General features: G+C 58.6%; 17 protein-coding genes. 14 read left to right on the forward strand and 3 right to left on the reverse strand.

The window, feature by feature from the left end:
* Positions 1–4: 4 nt before the first annotated feature.
* The 6 genes from ACQQ2Q_RS22055 to ACQQ2Q_RS22080 all read left to right on the forward strand — a co-directional run bounded on the left by ACQQ2Q_RS22055 (position 5) and on the right by ACQQ2Q_RS22080 (position 7,631).
* A complete protein-coding gene (locus ACQQ2Q_RS22055; protein ID WP_428189252.1) occupies positions 5–1,381 on the forward strand; it encodes an aspartate aminotransferase family protein in 1,377 nt (458 codons plus the stop codon).
* Positions 1,382–1,628: 247 nt separating this feature from the next.
* A complete protein-coding gene (locus ACQQ2Q_RS22060) occupies positions 1,629–2,342 on the forward strand; it encodes an HAD-IA family hydrolase (protein WP_428189253.1) in 714 nt (237 codons plus the stop codon).
* An 81-nt stretch (positions 2,343–2,423) separates the two neighbouring features.
* Positions 2,424–4,034: an ABC transporter substrate-binding protein gene (locus ACQQ2Q_RS22065; protein WP_428189254.1), complete on the forward strand. Its 1,611-nt coding sequence runs from the start codon at positions 2,424–2,426 to the stop codon at positions 4,032–4,034.
* 148 nt (positions 4,035–4,182) lie between these two features.
* Positions 4,183–5,133 (forward strand): ABC transporter permease, encoded by a 951-nt coding sequence (locus tag ACQQ2Q_RS22070; RefSeq protein ID WP_428189255.1) that lies wholly within the window; start codon positions 4,183–4,185, stop codon positions 5,131–5,133.
* Between the two features lie 2 nt (positions 5,134–5,135).
* Positions 5,136–5,978, forward strand: coding sequence for an ABC transporter permease (locus ACQQ2Q_RS22075; RefSeq protein ID WP_428189256.1), 843 nt, complete (start codon positions 5,136–5,138; stop codon positions 5,976–5,978).
* Positions 5,979–7,631, forward strand: a complete 1,653-nt coding sequence (locus ACQQ2Q_RS22080; RefSeq protein WP_428189257.1) for an ABC transporter ATP-binding protein — start codon at positions 5,979–5,981, stop codon at positions 7,629–7,631.
* Positions 7,632–7,663: 32 nt separating this feature from the next.
* Here the strand turns inward: ACQQ2Q_RS22080 and ACQQ2Q_RS22085 are convergent, their stop codons facing one another.
* On the reverse strand, positions 7,664–8,140 hold the full coding sequence (locus tag ACQQ2Q_RS22085; RefSeq protein WP_428189258.1) for an Lrp/AsnC family transcriptional regulator: 477 nt from the start codon (positions 8,138–8,140) through the stop codon (positions 7,664–7,666).
* Between the two features lie 234 nt (positions 8,141–8,374).
* Between ACQQ2Q_RS22085 and ACQQ2Q_RS22090 the strand changes: the two genes are divergently transcribed.
* The gene (locus tag ACQQ2Q_RS22090; protein ID WP_428189259.1) at positions 8,375–9,700 is read left to right on the forward strand and encodes an NAD(P)/FAD-dependent oxidoreductase; all 1,326 of its coding nucleotides are present in this window, start codon (positions 8,375–8,377) and stop codon (positions 9,698–9,700) included.
* A gap of 158 nt (positions 9,701–9,858) precedes the next feature.
* Here ACQQ2Q_RS22090 and ACQQ2Q_RS22095 read toward each other — a convergent pair whose 3' ends face one another.
* On the reverse strand, positions 9,859–10,818 hold the full coding sequence (locus tag ACQQ2Q_RS22095) for a LysR family transcriptional regulator (RefSeq protein WP_428189260.1): 960 nt from the start codon (positions 10,816–10,818) through the stop codon (positions 9,859–9,861).
* A gap of 295 nt (positions 10,819–11,113) precedes the next feature.
* Here ACQQ2Q_RS22095 and ACQQ2Q_RS22100 point away from each other — a divergent pair, with 295 nt between their 5' ends.
* From ACQQ2Q_RS22100 to ACQQ2Q_RS22130, 7 genes are read left to right on the forward strand one after another with little or no spacing between them, the layout of a single operon-like run.
* Positions 11,114–12,118 carry a C4-dicarboxylate TRAP transporter substrate-binding protein gene (locus ACQQ2Q_RS22100; RefSeq protein ID WP_428189261.1) on the forward strand — a complete coding sequence of 335 codons (1,005 nt, stop codon included), beginning with the start codon at positions 11,114–11,116 and terminating at the stop codon, positions 12,116–12,118.
* 58 nt (positions 12,119–12,176) lie between these two features.
* Entirely contained in the window at positions 12,177–12,698 is a 522-nt protein-coding gene (locus ACQQ2Q_RS22105) for a TRAP transporter small permease (protein ID WP_428189262.1), read from the forward strand.
* Positions 12,695–14,002 carry a TRAP transporter large permease gene (locus ACQQ2Q_RS22110; protein ID WP_428189263.1) on the forward strand — a complete coding sequence of 436 codons (1,308 nt, stop codon included), beginning with the start codon at positions 12,695–12,697 and terminating at the stop codon, positions 14,000–14,002. Before ACQQ2Q_RS22105 ends, ACQQ2Q_RS22110 begins: the two co-directional genes overlap by 4 nt.
* Before the next feature lie 36 nt (positions 14,003–14,038).
* Complete coding sequence (locus ACQQ2Q_RS22115) at positions 14,039–14,656, forward strand: glutathione S-transferase family protein (RefSeq protein WP_428189264.1); 618 nt, start codon at positions 14,039–14,041, stop codon at positions 14,654–14,656.
* On the forward strand, positions 14,653–15,219 hold the full coding sequence (locus tag ACQQ2Q_RS22120; protein WP_428189265.1) for a carboxymuconolactone decarboxylase family protein: 567 nt from the start codon (positions 14,653–14,655) through the stop codon (positions 15,217–15,219). Before ACQQ2Q_RS22115 ends, ACQQ2Q_RS22120 begins: the two co-directional genes overlap by 4 nt.
* Entirely contained in the window at positions 15,212–16,090 is an 879-nt protein-coding gene (locus tag ACQQ2Q_RS22125) for an amidohydrolase family protein (protein WP_428189266.1), read from the forward strand. Before ACQQ2Q_RS22120 ends, ACQQ2Q_RS22125 begins: the two co-directional genes overlap by 8 nt.
* Positions 16,090–16,890 carry an SDR family NAD(P)-dependent oxidoreductase gene (locus ACQQ2Q_RS22130; protein ID WP_428189267.1) on the forward strand — a complete coding sequence of 267 codons (801 nt, stop codon included), beginning with the start codon at positions 16,090–16,092 and terminating at the stop codon, positions 16,888–16,890. Before ACQQ2Q_RS22125 ends, ACQQ2Q_RS22130 begins: the two co-directional genes overlap by 1 nt.
* 109 nt (positions 16,891–16,999) lie before the next feature.
* Here ACQQ2Q_RS22130 and ACQQ2Q_RS22135 read toward each other — a convergent pair whose 3' ends face one another.
* Entirely contained in the window at positions 17,000–17,932 is a 933-nt protein-coding gene (locus ACQQ2Q_RS22135) for a siderophore ABC transporter substrate-binding protein (protein WP_428189268.1), read from the reverse strand.
* Between the last annotated feature and the right edge of the window lie 19 nt (positions 17,933–17,951).

The raw sequence follows: 17,951 nt of genomic DNA on the forward strand, positions 1-17,951 counted from the left end.
GACAATGTTCAACAATTCCCTCGTCGAGCTTGACCGCGCTCACCTCATCCATCCCGTTGCCTCCTATCGTGGTCATGAACAACAAGGCGTCCGAGTGCTCGCCTCCGCCAAGGGGGCGACGCTGACAGACGCTTCCGGTCATCAGCTTGTCGATGGTTTCGCGGGCCTGTGGTGCGTCAATGCAGGTTACGGCCATGAAACAATCGTCGATGCTGCAGCGCGTCAGATGCGGGAACTGCCCTATGCGACGGCCTATTTCGGCCTGGGTTCTGAACCCGCGATCCGGTTAGCATCCGAACTTGCCGATAGAGCGCCCGGTGACCTCAAACACATCTACTTTACCCTCGGCGGCTCGGATGCAGTCGATAGTACGATCCGTTTCATCCGCTACTACTGGATCGCCAAAGGCCAGCCGCAGCGCGACCAGTTCATCTCCATCGAGCAGGGCTATCATGGCTCCTCGACAGTTGGCGCCGGATTGACCGCACTTCCCAATTTCCACGCAGGTTTTGGGATCCCATTCGACTGGCAGCACAAGATTCCGTCTCCCTATCCTTACCGCAACCCGGTCGGCGAGGATGCAACGTCCATCATAGAGGCATCGCTTGCTTCACTTCGCACCAAGGTCGAGGCGATCGGTCCCGACCGTGTCGCTGCCTTCTATGCCGAGCCGATCCAGGGGTCGGGTGGCGTCATCGTTCCTCCGGAGGGCTGGCTCAAGGCCATGCGGGATCTCTGCCGGGAGCTCGATATCCTCTTTGTCGCCGACGAGGTGATCACCGGCTTTGGTCGCACCGGACCTCTTTTCGCCTGTTCGCAGGACGATATCGTCCCTGATTTTATCACAACTGCGAAGGGGCTGACTTCCGGTTATGTACCAATGGGCGCGGTTTTCATGGCCGACCATGTCTATCAGGTGATTGCGGATGGCGCTGGCGCATCCCCTGTCGGCCACGGTTATACCTATTCTGCTCATCCGGTAAGTGCCGCCGTCGGCCTGGAAGTGCTCAGGCTCTACGAAGATGGCTTGCTCGCAAACGGTGTGAAGGCCGGCGCGCGGCTGATGGCGGGCCTCGAGGCTCTCCGCGATCACCCTCTTGTCGGCGACGTGCGGGGGCGCGGCATGCTGGCGGCGATCGAACTCGTTTCCGACAAGAAGACGAAAACACCTTTGCCCGCCGAAGCGCAGCCGGCACGCCGCATATTCGACCGTGCCTGGCAAAACGGACTGGTCATCCGCGCATTCGCCAATGGGGTGCTGGGATATGCGCCTCCCCTCTGCTGCACAGATGAGGACATCGACGCTATTCTTGAGCGGACCGCGAAGACGCTTGACCAGACCCTGGAGGATACGGACGTCCGAAAAGCCATGAAGGGGTGAGGCTTGATCCCATGGACCTTGCCGAAATATCGCGGATGGCTCCAATTTAGAATTTTGTGCCGCATCATGCAGTGGATTCGGCGTCAATGGCACGGAGGAAGTGCCAAACTTGGAGAAAGCAAAGGCCCAAATTTCTGGATATCTGGGGCCACGGCCGGCAGGGCCGGTCGCTCGGAATCAGGAGCAGCATAATCTTTCGTCTAACGCCGCCGCGGCATTCGATGCGACCGAAACTGGGGATATCAAATTGAGCAAATCGCTGCGTGAATTCAAGTTTATGAGTTTCGATGTGGTCGGGACACTGATCGATTTTGAAGGCGGGCTGACGTCCTGCCTCAATGAAATCGCAGCGGAGGCAGGCGTAACGATTGATGGTGAGGAGGCGCTTAACCTCTATCGTGCGGCCCGCTATTCCGAGGATGCCGGTCTGTTCCCGGATGACCTCGTCCGCGTCTATAATGCCATTGCACCGACACTCTCTCTGCCGGCTGACGCGTCCTGCGGCGAGCGCCTGCGTGATTCGGCGAAGACTTGGAAGGCCTTTCCCGACAGCGCCGAGGCCATGGCGCGGCTAGCGCGCGACTATCGCCTCATTGCCATGACGAATGCCCGCCGCTGGGCCTTCGAATATTTTTCTGCCGCGCTTGGCGATCCCTTTCATGCTGCCTTTACGATGGACGACACAGGCACCGAAAAACCGGATCCGGCCTTCTTTCACCAGGTTTTCGATTTCGTGGCCGATGAGGGTGCGAACAAGAACGATATCCTGCACGTGGCGCAGAGCCAGTACCACGACATCGGCGTCTCGCGGGAGCTGGGCATGACGAATTGCTGGATCGAAAGGCGCCATGCCGTGAAGGGCTATGGCGGTACGATCGAGCCGGCGGAGTTCACCAAACCCGACTATCACTTTACCTCAATGGTCGGCCTTGCCAATGCCGCAACTGCTGCACGGAGCTGACTGACCTTCATCTCAACGACGAGCAAAGCCTGCTTCAAGACAGGCGACCCGACAACCAGACCACAAAAAAAGGGGAATGACATGACCGATAAAACTCTCAACTGGACCTCGTCAGACGACGCGATGGTCGAAAATGCCATTCGCCGCGGCGCTACGCGTCGCGAGCTTCTCCACATGCTGCTGGCCGGCGGCGTTGCCCTCTCGGCCGGCGGTGCGATCCTTGGAAGCGCCACCAGCGCATTTGCCGCAACGCCGAAGTCTGGTGGACACCTCAAGGCGGCTGGCTGGTCGGCATCGACGGCCGACACGCTCGACCCGGCCAAGGCCTCGCTTTCGACAGACTATGTGCGCTGCTGCGCGCTCTACAACCGCCTGACTTTCCTCGATAAAGGTGGCGTGACACAGATGGAGCTCGCCGAGAGCGTGGAGAGCTCGGACGCCAAGGTCTGGACGGTCAAGCTGCGCTCCGGAGTCACCTTCCATGATGGCAAGACCCTGTCGTCGCAAGACGTCGTCTTCTCGCTGATGCGGCACTTGGATCCTGACGTCGGCTCCAAGGTCAATTCGATCGCCAAGCAGATCACCAGCGCCAAGGTTGTCGACCCGCTGACGGTGGAGATCACACTGGCCAATCCCAATGCCGACCTTCCGACGATACTGGCGATGCATCATTTCATGATCGTCCAGGACGGCACGACCGACTTTTCCAAGGGTATTGGCACAGGCGCCTTCAAGCTTGAGAGCTTCGAGCCGGGCGTCAAGTCTGTCGCGGTCAGGAACCCGAACTACTTCAAGTCTGCAGGGCCATACATCGATTCCTTCGAGTATTTCGCCATCAGCGACGACAATGCACGCGTCAATGCGCTTCTATCGGGCGACATTCATCTGGCGGCATCCATCAAGCCCCGTTCAATGAAGCTGGTCGAAAGCCAGCCGGGCTTTGTCTTGTCGCAGACCACGTCCGGGAATTATACCAACCTCAACATGCGTCTGGACATGGAACCGGGCAACAAGGCCGATTTCGTTGTCGGCATGAAGAACCTGGTAAATCGCGAGCAGATCCAGAAATCGGTCATGCGCGGCCTTGCCGAAATCGCCAACGACCAACCGGTATCGCCCGCAAGCATCTACTACAATGCCGAATTGAAGCCGAAAGCCTTCGATCCCGAAAAGGCGAAGTTCCACTTCGAGAAGGCAGGGCTCGTCGGCCAGTCCATCCCGATCATCGCCTCCGATGCCGCCACGTCCTCGGTCGACATGGCTACACTGGTTCAGCAGGCAGGTGCCGAAATCGGCATGAATTTCGACGTCCAGCGCGTGCCCTCTGATGGCTATTGGTCGAATTACTGGTTGAAGGCGCCCGTCCACTTCGGTAATATTAATCCGCGCCCGACACCCGACATCCTCTTCTCGCTGCTCTATTCGTCCGACGCTCCTTGGAACGAAAGCCAGTTCAAGTCTCCGAAATTCGACAGCCTGTTGGTCGAGGCTAGAGGCCTGCTCGACCAAGCGAAGCGGAAGGCGATCTACGACGAAATGCAAGTCATGATCTCCGAGGAAGCCGGTACCGTGATTCCCGTCTTCCTGTCCAACGTGGATGCTCTCTCGGGCACGCTGAAGGGCCTCGAAGCCAACCCATTGGGTGGCCAAATGGGGTATGCGTTTGCTGAATATGTCTGGCTCGATGCCTGATAGGCAGCGGTCGACAAGGTGTCAGGACGGCACCTTGTCGACCGCCTCGATGGCGGATCGGGATTTCCTCGACGAATTCCCACCCGCATGACTTTCGCCTCGCGGCGTTGTTCATCATCTTGAAACTCTGTCCAGCAGGGGGCTACACTTGAGCAGGTATGTACTCGATCTCATTACGGTCCGGCTGCTTGTCGCTGTCCTGACACTCCTGATCGTGTCCATTGCAGTGTTTTTTGCAACGGCAATGTTGCCGGGTGATACCGCGACCATCCTCCTTGGTCAGGCGGCCACGCCGGAAGCCATCGCGGGACTGCGCAGCGCCATGCATCTTGACGAACCCGCTTATCTGCGTTTCCTGCGCTGGCTTGGTGGACTGGTAACTGGAGACCTCGGAACATCCTACGTGAACAATGTTGCGGTGGCTGAACTCATCGGTGGTCGCTTCGTCAACACCATGAAACTGGCAGGCATCACCACCATCTTCTCCGTGCCGCTTGCACTGACGCTCGGCATCACGGCGGCGATGTTCCGCGGATCGCTCTATGACCGTTCAGTGACCATCGTCACCATCGGCGTGATATCAATTCCGGAATTCATGGTCGCGACGTCGGCGGTGCTGGTCTTCTCGGTCTATCTCAAATGGTTGCCGGCGCTTTCTTTTGCCAATGACGTCACCTCCATCTGGCAGTTGCTCAAAGTATATGCCATGCCGGTGATCAGTCTGACTTTCGTGGTCGCGGCGCAGATGATCCGCATGACACGCGCCGCCGTCATCGATACCCTCAACACACCCTATGTCGAGACAGCCCTGCTGAAGGGAGCTTCCCGCCCCCGGATGGTTTTACGCCACGCCTTGCCAAACGCGATTGGCCCGATCGTCAATGCGGTCGCCCTTTCCCTATCCTATCTCGTTGGCGGCGTGATCATCGTTGAAACCATCTTCAATTATCCAGGCATTGCAAAGCTGATGGTCGACGGCGTGGCCACCCGTGACCTGCCGCTCATCCAGTCCTGCGCGATGATCTTCTGTGTCGGCTATCTCAGTCTGATCACACTTGCAGACATCATTGCGATCCTTGCCAATCCGAGGCTGCGTTGATCATGACTCCAACCGTTCCAGTTTCACAGAAATTCGGTTACCGTTTCAGCTGGGTCGGGATGATCGGACTGACGGTCATCCTCTTCTGGGGGATGATGGCGCTCATTGCGCCGCATATCATTCCCCACCCGGTCGGCGAGATCGTTGACGAGGATTATTTCGGCGTGATGAGCAGCAGGTTCTGGCTCGGCTCGGACTATCTTGGCCGCGACATGCTGTCCCGAGTTCTCATGGGCGCCCGCTACACCGTCGGCATTTCGCTTGCAGCCGTCTCCATCGCCTGTTTCTCCGGCGTCGTTCTCGGCATGACGGCCGCTGTTGTCGGTGGATGGTTCGATGCGGCACTGAGCCGTTTTCTCGACGCCATGAACTCCATTCCAGGCAAACTTTCGGGTTTGGTCGTTGTTGCAGCGGTTGGCTCGTCGATCACCGTTCTGATCGTCACACTCGCCGTTATCTACACGCCCGGAGCCTATCGCTTCGCCCGTGCGCTCGCCGTCAACATTAACACCATGGATTATATCACCGTGGCGCGCACGCGCGGCGAAGGCATCTTCTACATCATCGGCTCGGAAATCCTGCCGAACATCATCGGACCCGTGCTCGCAGATCTCGGCCTTCGCTTCGTCTTCATCGTGTTGCTGCTGTCCGGCCTGTCCTTCCTGGGCCTCGGCGTACAACCGCCCTTCGCCGACTGGGGCGCGCTGGTGCATGAAAACGTCGGCGGCCTGCCATTCGGGGCACCTGCCGTTATCGTTCCCTCGCTGGCGATCGCGAGCCTGACGATCAGTGTGAATCTTCTGATCGACAACCTGCCGAAAAAAATCCGCGACCGGAGTGTCTGAATGGAAAACCTTGTCGAAATCCGTGATCTGCAAGTGGAGGCCACTACCGACAGCGGCAGACGCGTCGACATCATCAAGGGTGTGAGCCTCGACATCGCCCCCGGCGAAATCGTGGCGTTGATCGGCGAGAGTGGATCGGGCAAGACGACGATTGCCCTGACGCTGATGGGTTATACCCGCTCGGGATGCCACATTTCCCGCGGCAATGTCCGGATCGACGGCAAGGACATGGTTGCGCTGAGCGAACGTGAACGCGCCAGCATCCGCGGCGCCGAGGTCGCCTATGTCCCCCAGTCCGCAGCAGCAGCATTCAATCCTGCAAAGCGCATCATCGACCAGGTGATCGAAGTCACCCGTATCCACCAGTTGATGCCGGTCGAACAAGCACGACAGAAGGCCATCGAACTGTTCCGTGCCCTTTCGCTGCCCAATCCCGAGACGATTGGGAGCCGCTATCCCCACCAGGTTTCGGGGGGGCAACTCCAACGCCTTTCGGCCGCCATGGCGCTGATAGGCGACCCGAAGCTCGTCATCTTCGACGAGCCGACCACGGCCCTCGATGTCACCACCCAGATCGAGGTGCTGCGGGCCTTTAAGTCGGTGTTGAAGGCGGGCGGTATTTCGGGCGTTTACGTTTCGCACGATCTTGCCGTCGTTGCGCAGATCGCTGACCGGATCGTCGTCCTGCGCAACGGCGAAGTACAGGAAGCAGGCACAACGGCTGACATTCTGTCGCGTGCCCAGCATCCCTATACACGCGAACTACTGGCCGCGTTCGAGCCCAAGCCGCGTGGCCATGATGTTGTAGTGAAAGGCAGGGAAGTCCTCCTCCGGGTCAATGGCCTGTTTGCCGGCTATGGTCCGATCCAGGCGGACCGGTTGCCACTGGTTCGTGCGGTACAGGACGTAAGCCTGACGGTGGAAAAGGGTCGTAATCTCGGCATTATCGGCGAATCCGGCTGCGGAAAATCTACACTGGCACGCGCCATTGCCGGTATTCTGCCGCCATTTGCCGGCAATATGATCTTCGACAAACGAGAGCTTGCAGGCTCGGTACGGCAACGCAGCCGCGATGAATTGCGCAAAATGCAAATCGTTTTCCAATATGCCGACACAGCACTCAATCCAGAGAAATCGATCGAAGAGATTCTCGGGCGGCCGCTCACATTCTATCACGGCATCAAGGGCAAACAGCGGGACGCCCGCATCGACCAGTTGCTCGACATGGTACACCTGCCGAAATCGCTTCGTCACCGGCGGCCGCAGGAGCTGTCCGGCGGTCAGAAACAACGCGTCAACTTCGCGCGCGCCCTTGCTGCCGAGCCGAAGCTGATCATTTGCGATGAGATCACATCGGCTCTCGATACAGTGGTTGCGGCAGCCATCATCGATCTTCTGAAGGAGCTGCAGCGCGAGCTTTCGCTATCCTATATCTTCATCAGCCACGACCTATCGGTTGTCGAGGCAATTTGCGATGAGATCGTTGTGATGTATGCTGGCCGTAAGGTCGAGGAGATCACGCCAGCACATCTGAAGGTGCCGCAACATCCCTATGCGAAACTGTTGTTCTCTTCCGTTCCAAAACTCGACCCGGGCTGGTTGGACTCTTTGGAGCTTGATCCAGAGCTGGTCAGGACCTACGGCCACAGCTGATGTGAGCCATTTTCGGGACAATCTGCGCCCCCCTAAAGCGGGAACAGGCTGGTGAGGGGCATATGCGCCTTGACGATTGGCGATTTCAGTACAACGAAGCTGAAATATTTGTCGATACCGATATCCATGTCGGTCAAGCGCTCCATAATCCCCTGATACTCGCCGATGCCGGCGGTAACGAATTTGATGAGATAGTCGTAGCCGCCCGACACGAGATGGCATTCGATCACCTGATCGATCTTCTCCACGACGGCGAGGAACCGGGCGAAGTCGATTTGGCGGTGGTTCTTCAGGGTGATTTCGGTAAACACAGTCAGCGTCTGACCGAGCTTGCCGATATTGATCTGCGCGGAATAGCCGATGATGTAGCCTTCCTGCTGAAGCTTTTTGACGCGCATCAGGCACGGGCTGGGCGACAGGTTGACCAGCTCGGCAAGTTCGACATTGGTGATGCGACCGTTTTTCTGCAGCTCGTAGAGAATCTTGATGTCGATCCTGTCCAGTTTCATCTACGCTCGTCTCCGATAGGCGCCGAAAGGCTGCGGAATTATATTCTGCGGAAATCCTTGATTGAGCTTAACACCATGGCGAAGCTTGTCTATTCCATTCTGCCCAGAGGTGTTCCGCACGATCGTTGGCATTGATACGACGTGACGGAATCTTCTGCTGCTCGACGGATATGTGCGGCATCCTTGGCGGGAACGAGGGGTTATGCTTCTGACGCGACAAGGAGACCGACACCCATGCCAGCGCCGCTTATGCTTGTGGAAAGCCCTGAAGAATTGCCCCGCTCGGCCGATGCCGTAATCATCGGAGCCGGAATTGTTGGCGTCTTTGCTGCTTATTATCTCGCAAAAAGAGGCATGAAGGTCGTCCTGCTGGAGAAAGGCCGCGTCGGAGCCGAACAGTCGAGCCGCAACTGGGGATGGTGCCGCCAGCAGAACCGCGATGCCCGTGAGCTGCCCATGGCGACGAAGAGCCTCGATCTCTGGGAAGAATTCGGCCAGGAGAGCGGGGAAGACACCGGTTTTCGCCGCTGCGGCCTCCTCTACCTGAGCAATAGTGAGGAAGAACTGGCCGGCTGGGCGCGATGGCGGGACTTCGCTCGCACCGTCGGCGTGACGACCCATATGCTGGACAGCGTTGCCGCTGCCGAACGTGGCGTGGCGACAGGTCGCACCTGGATGGGTGGCGTCTTTTCGCCGAGTGACGGGACAGCCGATCCGTCGCGCGCCGCGCCTGCTGTCGCTCGCGCCTTTCTCAAGCTCGGCGGGACGGTGCGCCAGAACTGCGCCGCACGTGGCATCGAGACCGAAGGTGGTCGGCTTTCCGCCGTCGTCACCGAACATGGGACGATCCGTACAGCCACGGCAATTCTCTCCGGCGGCGCCTGGGCGTCTTCCTTCTGCCGCCAACTCGGCATTCGGTTTCCCCAGGTCTCCATCCGATCATCGATCCTTTCTGTCGCGCCGGGCGAAGGCTTGCTGCCCGAGGCGCTCCATACAGCGCGCGTCTCCGCAACCCGCCGCAGCGACGGCGGATTTACGCTTGCGATCAGCGGCCGAGGCCGGGTGGATCCCACCGCTCAGCAAATCTGTTTTGCCGCTCAATTCCTACCGATGTTCATTCGGCGCTGGCGGTCCCTGTCTCCGGGCAGCCTGGAGGGCCTGCGCAGCGGCCACGAGAGCCTGGCGCGCTGGCGGCTCGATCGTCCGACTCCGATGGAACACATGCGGATCCTTGATCCGACCGTCGATTATGGCACGATCCGGCTGACCTACGAACGCGCCACAGAACTGCTGCCGGCACTGAAGGGCTGCGGCATAACGGCGAGTTGGGCCGGTTATGTCGACTCGACACCGGATGGCGTGCCGGCCATTGGCGAAACCCCAGTGGTGCCTGGCTTCATTCTGGCAGCAGGCTTCAGCGGCCACGGATTCGGTATTGGCCCAGGTGCCGGTCATCTCATCGCCGATATCGCCACTGGATCGGAGCCGCTGGTCGATCCCCGCCCTTATCATCCGAACCGCTTCTTGAGCTCCGCATGGGGCAACGTCGCGGATTTTTGAAACGCCTGTGCCGCCCAAGAGAAGAAGATCTGGTTGCCCCGACGCGAGCATGGTGCCAAATCCGCGCACCTTTTTTTGCCATATGAATTAATTGCTTACGCCAATATATTACATTCAAGGCGGGTGTAGAAAGACAATGGTCTTCCGCATAATCGACTTCAGCACTCCGCATCCTCTCGTCCACGACGCTGCGACCCCTGCCATTGTCCTGCGGCGATCAGCTGTGTCAGCGTCGTCTTCACAGTCTGTGCCAGCTCATTCGTCAGCCATGAACCTCTCATCTCCCGGCGTCGAACGATTGCGAACACGCTGATCAAGGGTGGGCGATCCAGAAAGTAGGCCTGAAGCTCTCCCCTCTCGACTTCCTGTTGAACGCTTGCATAGGTGGTAACTGTAAAGCCTTGTCCGTAACGAATGAGTGCTTTGATCAGCGTGATGCTGTCCACCTCGCTGCGAATTTGCAGCCGAACGCCGAACTGTTTTGCAGCGTTGTCGAGCATCCGTCGGTTGGCATGCGGCAATGCTGGCATGATCAAAGGGATATCGACGAGATCTCCGACAGAGATCGATTTCTTGATCCTTGGCAGATTTCCGTGTGCCGTTTTTCCCGGTCCGATAAGCACTGTCTGTTCGTAGGAAATCGGCTCGACATCCAGCTCCGGCAGGGAGACAGGATTGTGGAGAACCGCAAGGTCGATACGCCGGTCAAGAACCCATTCATGCAGAGAGGGACTGCTGCCTTCCAGTAGCCGAAGCGAGATTTGTGGCCAAACCTTGAGGTAGTGCTCGACAATCGGCGGGGCTAGGGCCGCTCCGGCCATTGGCGGTAGGCCAAGGACCACGTTGCCGACCGCCAGGTTTTCAGTTCCGGATATATAATCGCGGGTGTCGTCGGCCATCCGCAAGAGTGCCTCGGCACGCTCCATTAGAATGAACCCCGCTTTGGTCATTTGCACACCACGGCCGCTGCGTTCAAGCAGTTGTGCTCCCAGCTCGTGCTCAAGCTTTTGAAGCTGGCGCGTGACGGCCGGCTGGGCAATGTGCAGTTCCTCTGCCGCAGCCGATATGCTACGTGCGCGGACCACTGCCACAAAATATCTCAGCGCACGCAAGTCCATTGGCATCCTCCAAAAGCCATACCGAAATGTTTATAGACATTCTCTGTCTAGGCAGAAACCAGCTGCTTTCTTCCAAGGGTTTAACTCCTGAGTTGGAAGGTACCAAAGACCGAAACGCGCTGCTTTACCCAAGGATTGATAGCAACAGAGCTCGCAAGAGAGCAACATCGACTTTCACTTCGTCCATGCCAAAAAGGCATGGCTATGTATAAAAACTCGGTATTTGCGTCGCGACGTCACCTTGGGCATTTTGGCACTGTTCCGGAGGAGGCTGGAACACAACGGAGGATTTTCGATGATGACAAAGCTGACAGCCGTGGCCTCTGCCATGGTGCTCTGGGCCGCCACTGCCAACGCGCAAACCTATACATACATTACCTATAAGCCGCAGGGCGCCAACGACGCGCACGCCAACAGTCTTCAATGGCTCGTGGAGGAATTCAAAAAGCGGACCAGCGGAAAGCATGAAATCCAGATGTTCTGGGGTGGCTCTGTTGCTGCCGTGGGTGAAACACCGGATGCATTGGCAAGTGGCGTTGGCGACATGGGCGACATCGTCACCCCCTATTTCCCCGACCAGTTCCCCCTGAACAATGCTATCGGTTTCTTTATTCCTCAGCCGCTCGACAGTGCCGGCGTCGCTGGAGCCATGGTGAAATGGCACGCGACCTACCCGCAGTTCGCTGAGGAGCTTGCACAGGATAATCTGCATGCTTTCAGTTTCCGCGCATTGGAAAACTATGGTCTCCTGTGCAAGGAGCCGATCGCGTCGATGGCGGACCTGAAAGGCAAGCGCATCCGATCATACGGCTTTGCCTATCCGGCTCTCATAGAGGCAATGGGTGCCACGCCTGTCTCCATCACGACGTCCGATACCTACGAAGCCTTGGAGCGTTCGATCGTTGACTGTGCACCGATCGGACCTGCCCTTGCCCGTGGCTTCAAGTATGACGAGGTCGCCAAATACTATATTGAGATTCCGTTCGGCGCCTCGTTTGGGCATTTGCTCGCCGTCAATCTCGATACCTATAATGCGATGGATGAGGAAACCCGGGCGGTTCTCGATCAACTGGGCAAGGATTATATGGTCGAGTACGGTCGGATGCTTACTGCCGACGAGAAGCGCGTACGCGACCTGTGGGCGGGAGATCTCAACGTCACAGTGACGTCATTTCCGGCCGACCAACTCAAGGCGATCATTGAAGACCCGAAGGTAAAGGCTGTTCGCGAAGAGTGGCAGGCCAAGGCTGAGGCAGCAGGACTTCCCGTCGAAGAGATTGTTTCCGACTTGCAGTTTTAAATGATGGCCGGCGCCGCGGTTACACGCTGCCCCGCATTTGTCGCATAGGACAAAATGAATGTTGAGTCTGTCTCGCATACGAATCGGCTATGGCCGGGTTCTGACGGCGTGTGCCTGGGTGTCAGGGGCAGTTGCCTTTTGTGTCATGGTGCTCGTCGTGGCAAACGTGGTGAGCCGCTACGGTTTCAACTCGCCCATTGCCGGTACGTTGGAACTCACCGAAGGAGCGCTGCCCCTTGTTATCTTCCTGTCGCTGGCCGTCACCCAGTATCACGGCGGGCATATTCGCGTGACGCTGATCACGGACCGGGCACCCGGTTCCATCGCCCGTGCGCTGACGATCTTCGCCCTTTTGGCTGGTGCAGTGCTCTTTGGGTGGGCGACTTGGGCGGGGTGGCTTTCAGCTGAGAAGTCGTTCGCCATCAACGAAATGAAGCGGGGCTCGATCCGCTATCCAGTCTGGCCCATCAAGTATGCTGTCTCCTTCGGGATGGCGCTCCTGACTTTGCAGTTCCTGATCGACGCTCTCTGGGTCGCATCGGGCAAGTCACTCCCCCATGAACGTCCGGAGGACGCATGAGCAATATTGCGATCGGTATGGTCGGTACCCTGTGTCTCTTTGGCGGGATACTGGTAGGCATCAACGTCATGGTTGTCCTGGGCTTGGTGGGTGCGTTCGGGCTGGCCGCTCTGGTGGGCTTCAAGGCTGCGACAGCACTCCTGTCGACCGTCTTCTTCGAGACAACCCACTCGTTTCACTTCTCGGTCATCCCGCTCTTTCTTCTCATGGGTTTTTTCGCCATGCGTGCAGGGCTTGGCGAGGATCTGTTTGAAGCGACAACAAAATGGATGGGAAATCTTAAGGGAGGGCTCGCAATCTCGACGACGCTGGGAGCCGCCGCATTCGGTGCGGCATCCGGTTCGTCGGTGGGCACTGCGACAGTCTTCACCAAGCTCGCCTTGCCGCAAATGCTGAATCGGGGCTACGACAAGAGCCTTGCCTCTGCCTCGATTGCGATCGCAGGCACGCTTGCGGTGATGATACCGCCGTCTGCGCTAGTCGTGGTATATGGTATCTTGACGGACAGCTCGATCGGCGCGCTTCTGGTTGCGGGGCTCATTCCAGGGGTGGTGTTCGCACTCATGATTTGCTTGGCGATCTGGATTACGGTGCTTCGTCGTCCTGAACTCGCTCCGGTTGATCGCACGCAGTATTCGCTCCGCGAAAAGCTCGTGTCACTTCGTCTCGCAGGACCATTGGTCTTCATCATTATTTGCATCGTGGCGGGGCTCTATATTGGTGTCTTCACGCCGACCGAGGCTGGAGGCGTTGGTGCCGGACTGACCTTCCTGCTTGCGATCCTGCGCCATCGGGGGCTGCGTGGTGTCAAGATCGGCGATACGCTTATGGAGACCGTTCGCACCTCCGCCATGATTTTTGCGATCCTGATTTCGGCGCTCCTGTTCTCAAAATTCCTTGCGCTTTCGGGAGTAACGAATGCTCTTGGCGAGTTCCTCACTGGGCTTGATGTGGCGCCTTGGGTCATCGTTGTCCTGATTTCGATCATCTATCTGGCGCTTGGCATGATGATGGATGCGCCGGCGCTTCTGGCCGTAACATTGCCGATCACTCATCCGGTCATGATGGATCTCGGCTACGATCCTATCTGGTTTGGCGTCTTCGTTGTTCTGCTGGTCGAGATTGGTGCCGTGACACCTCCGGTTGGCATCAACTGCTTCGTTGTGCAGGCGGCTTCCGGTGGACGTGTAAAACTTGAGGATGTTTTTCGTGGTCTGGTGCCTTTCGTGCTGGCGGGATTTGCAATGCTCCTGCTGCTTTATCTCGTGCCGCAGATTGCGCTGTTTCTTCCGTCGAGGATGTGAGCTGTGACGGATCTTCATTCGCTTTGGAACGACCCATTGATCCCGATCGTGTTACGTTCCACGACCACTTCTCCATTTGGTCGCAAGGTCCGCGTTGCCGCTCAAGCTCTCGGCCTCGGCGATCGGATCATCCGGCGCGATGCCGATACACGGAATGCTGCCGACGATCTGCGCTGCCAAAATCCGCTCGGCAAGATGCCTTGTCTGCTGATCGCCGAGGAAGCGTTCTACGACAGCGGCGTCATCCTCGAACTCTTCGATCTGCTCGCGGGCGGTGCGAGACTGCTGCCTTGTGTCTCGCAGCCACTTGAGCGAGCCCGAGCCCTGACGCGAGCTCGGCTGGCGGACGGGATCGCGGATGCCGCTTTGTTGATGGTCTATGAAGATCGTTTCCGCGAAGCCACGCAACGGTCCGCGGTCTGGTTGGATCATCAACGCGGCAAGATCGAACGAGCCCTTGCCGCTTTCGAGCAGTCTCCGCCTCGGACCGATCGCGCCGATATAGTAAACATCGGGTTGGCGTGCGCACTGGGCTATCTTGATTGGCGCCGCCCGGTCGAGTGGCGAGATGCCCATCCGCGCCTTGTGTCATGGTTCGATCAATTTTCCACCGCAATCCCCGCCTTCCAGCAGACAGAAAGCGAATCCGCATGAACTGGCCTCCACAGCGCCTCAGCGCCCCCGATCCGGACTGCTATTCGCAGCAACAGCGTGAAATCCACCACACGATCAGTGCCGGCCCCCGCGGTGGTGTCCGCGGCCCGCTTGCTGTCTGGCTGCATCGACCTGAACTCGCGGCCCGGGCGCAGGACCTCGGGCGCTACTGCCGTTACGACACCAGTCTCGGACCACATCTGTCTGAGCTCGCAATCCTGGTGACAGGGCGGGTCTTTGGATCCGAATACGAGTGGCAGGCGCACAAGGCTCCCGCTCTCGCCGCTGGTATCGCACCCGAAATTGTGGACGCCATCCGAATGAATCGGCGGCCAGTGTTCGATGATCCGGAACTGGAGGTCGTGTACGATGTCGCACTGGCGGCCCATGAGACACGCGGGCTGGACGATGCCCTCTACGCCCGCGCCGCCACAGTGCTGGGCGAGCAGCGGCTTGTCGATCTCGTCGGTCTCCTCGGCTACTACACGCTGATTTCCCTGACTATCAATATCTTTCGAATACCTCCTCAAGGCGGCGGTTCGCCGGAGCTCAATAATGTCTGAACCTGTTTTGACCTGGCACCAGAAGCCGCATATGACCTCTGTCAGCATGCCGAGGAACGCCACCGACTGCCATTGCCATGTTTTCGGGCCGGTCGCTCGCTTCCCCTATGCCGACAATAGCAGTTTCAAGCCTGCGGATGCGCCAAGGGAAGCATTGTTTGCTCTCCACGACCAGATGGGCATCGAGCGCTGCGTCATCGTTCAATCGGGGTGCCACGGTTTTGACAACAGTGTCGTCGCTGACGCGATTGCAGCCCGCCCGGGGCGCTACCTCGGCGTTGCTCTTGCAACGCCAGACGTGACGACGGACGATCTGCGGGCGCTCGATGCAAGGGGCTTTCGCGGCTTGCGCTTCAACTACATGAGCCATCTGGCGCCCGGTGCGAACGAGGCGCAGCTGCGGGCACTGGCGCCCAAGCTTGCCGATTTGGGATGGCACTTGCAGATCCACATGGAAGACCAGTTAATCGAGCCGATGTCGCCTGTGCTCGCCAGTCTGCCTGTCGCCGTCGTGATCGACCATATGGGGCGGATCGATGCCTCCCGCGGGCGAAATCAGCCGCATTTCGAGGCACTTCTGCGACTGCTGGACCACCACCACCTCTGGTGCAAGGTTTCGGGCAGTGAGCGTGCTTCGAGACAGGATCCACCTTATGCCGATGCCACGCCATTTGCCCGTGAACTGGTCGAGAGCTTTCCCGATCGTGTCGTCTGGGGCACCGATTGGCCCCACCCGAACTATCGCGCAGCACCGCCGGATGACGGCGACCTCTTCGATCTGTTACCGCAGATTGCTCCAACCCCCTACCTGATGAGGGCACTCCTTGTCGACAACCCGGCCCGTCTCTACGGCTTCGAGGAGAACGTCTGATGGCTCGACGTCTTGAAGGAAAAGTTGCCATCGTCACCGGAGCAGGGTGTGTCGGTGCCGGTTGGGGCAATGGCCGCGCCACCTGTGTCCGCTTCGCCGAAGAGGGGGCGAAGGTATTCGCCGTTGATCTGCGCATGGAGTCGATGACGGAGACCCTGGAGCGCACGCGTGACGTCGGCGGCGAGATCGAGCCATATCTGTGTGACGTGACGGACCATAGCGCTGTCAAAGCCTTGGTCGGGGCATGCCAGCAACGATTTGGCACCCTCGATATTCTCGTCAACAACGTCGGCGGTTCAGAAAAAGGCGGTGCGGCCGCTTTGGAGGAAGAGGTCTGGGATCGGCAGATCGACTTCAATCTGAAGAGTGTCTTCCTCACCTGTCGGGCGGTCCTTCCGGTGATGGAGGCAAAGGGCTCCGGCGCCATCGTCAACGTCTCCTCGACTTCAGGATTGCGCTATACCGGATCTCCACAGGTCGCCTATGCTTCTGCGAAAGCGGCCATCATCCAGTTCTCGAAGGTGACGGCGGTAGAGTTCGCTCCAAAGGGTGTTCGTGTGAATACGGTCGTGCCAGGTCAGCTGCATACCCCGATGGTGGAGACGCGGCTTGCCGGACAGCGTGCGGGGGGAGATGTCGATGCGCTCATTTCATCGCGTGTGAGACGCATCCCCTTGGGCTGGATGGGCGACGGGCGCGACACGGCGAACGCCGCGCTTTTCCTGGCATCGGACGAAGCGCGCTTTGTCACCGGTACAGAGATCGTGGTCGACGGCGGCATGAGCGTACGCTGCGATTAGCCAGCGGCTCTGGCCGATCCAATGCGCCGGTGCAAGCGCTCTGGCATATTGACGATCTTGATAGGGTGTTGTTGGGTTATTCCGCAACCTGTCAATTTGAATGCACGTCTCAGAGGCGTGATTTCAGGGCTGAGGCAATATCGTCGACGATGCCCTGTTCGGCCGCAAGGCCGCCTGATGTGAGGTACATCTTGACCGGGTCCAGATAGACGACCTGTCCCTTCTTCCAGGCATTGGTTGCGTGGACTAGGTCGTTGTCCAGCATCTGTTCGGCCGACTGGCCCTTGGATTGGCCAATCGCTGCGTCGCGATCAATCACGAACAGCCAGTCGGGGTTCTTTTCCAGAATGTACTCATAGGAAACAACCTGTCCGTGGGTCTCGACCGTCAGGTCCGGATCGGCGGCGGCGATGCCGAAGCGACCGTGCAGTTCGCCGAATCGCGAACCCGGTCCATAGGCGCTCATCTTGCCGCCTGTGGTCAGAACGATCAGCGCCTTGCCGGCCTTTGCGCCCAGCACAGTCAGATCGGCGACCGAGGCTTCCAGCTTTGCGATGCGATCATTGACTTCGGCCTGCTTGCCGAAGATTGCGCCGAGCGTGGTGGCATTGCGCATGATACTTGCGCCGAAGTTATTGCTATCCGCAGTCAGATCGATGACGGGCGCGAGCTTTGCCAACTCATCATGCTTGGCGGCGGAGCGTCCTCCGATAATGATCAGGTCCGGCTGCAGCGCATTGAGCGTTTCGTAATCGGGTTCAAACAGCGTGCCAATCTTGGTGTAGTTGTCGACCTTGTACTGCTCGAGCGAAGGCGGCAGGTTGGAGCCGGGAACGCCAGCGACATCGACGCCGAGCGTATGCAATGTATCGAGCGAGGAAAGGTCGAAGACGGCGACATTGGCTGGCTTTTCCGGCACCGAAATCGGTCCACGTGCGGTCTCGACGGTAATGTCGGCGCTTATGGCCGGGCATGCGGCAAATCCACCAATCGTCAAGGTGGCAATCGAGACCGCCGTGGCCAGAGCTTTGCTGATGTGCATAGTCAAATCCTCTTCTAAT

It is taken from the genome of Agrobacterium sp. ES01 (assembly GCF_050320885.1).
Taxonomy (GTDB): Bacteria; Pseudomonadota; Alphaproteobacteria; order Rhizobiales; family Rhizobiaceae; genus Allorhizobium.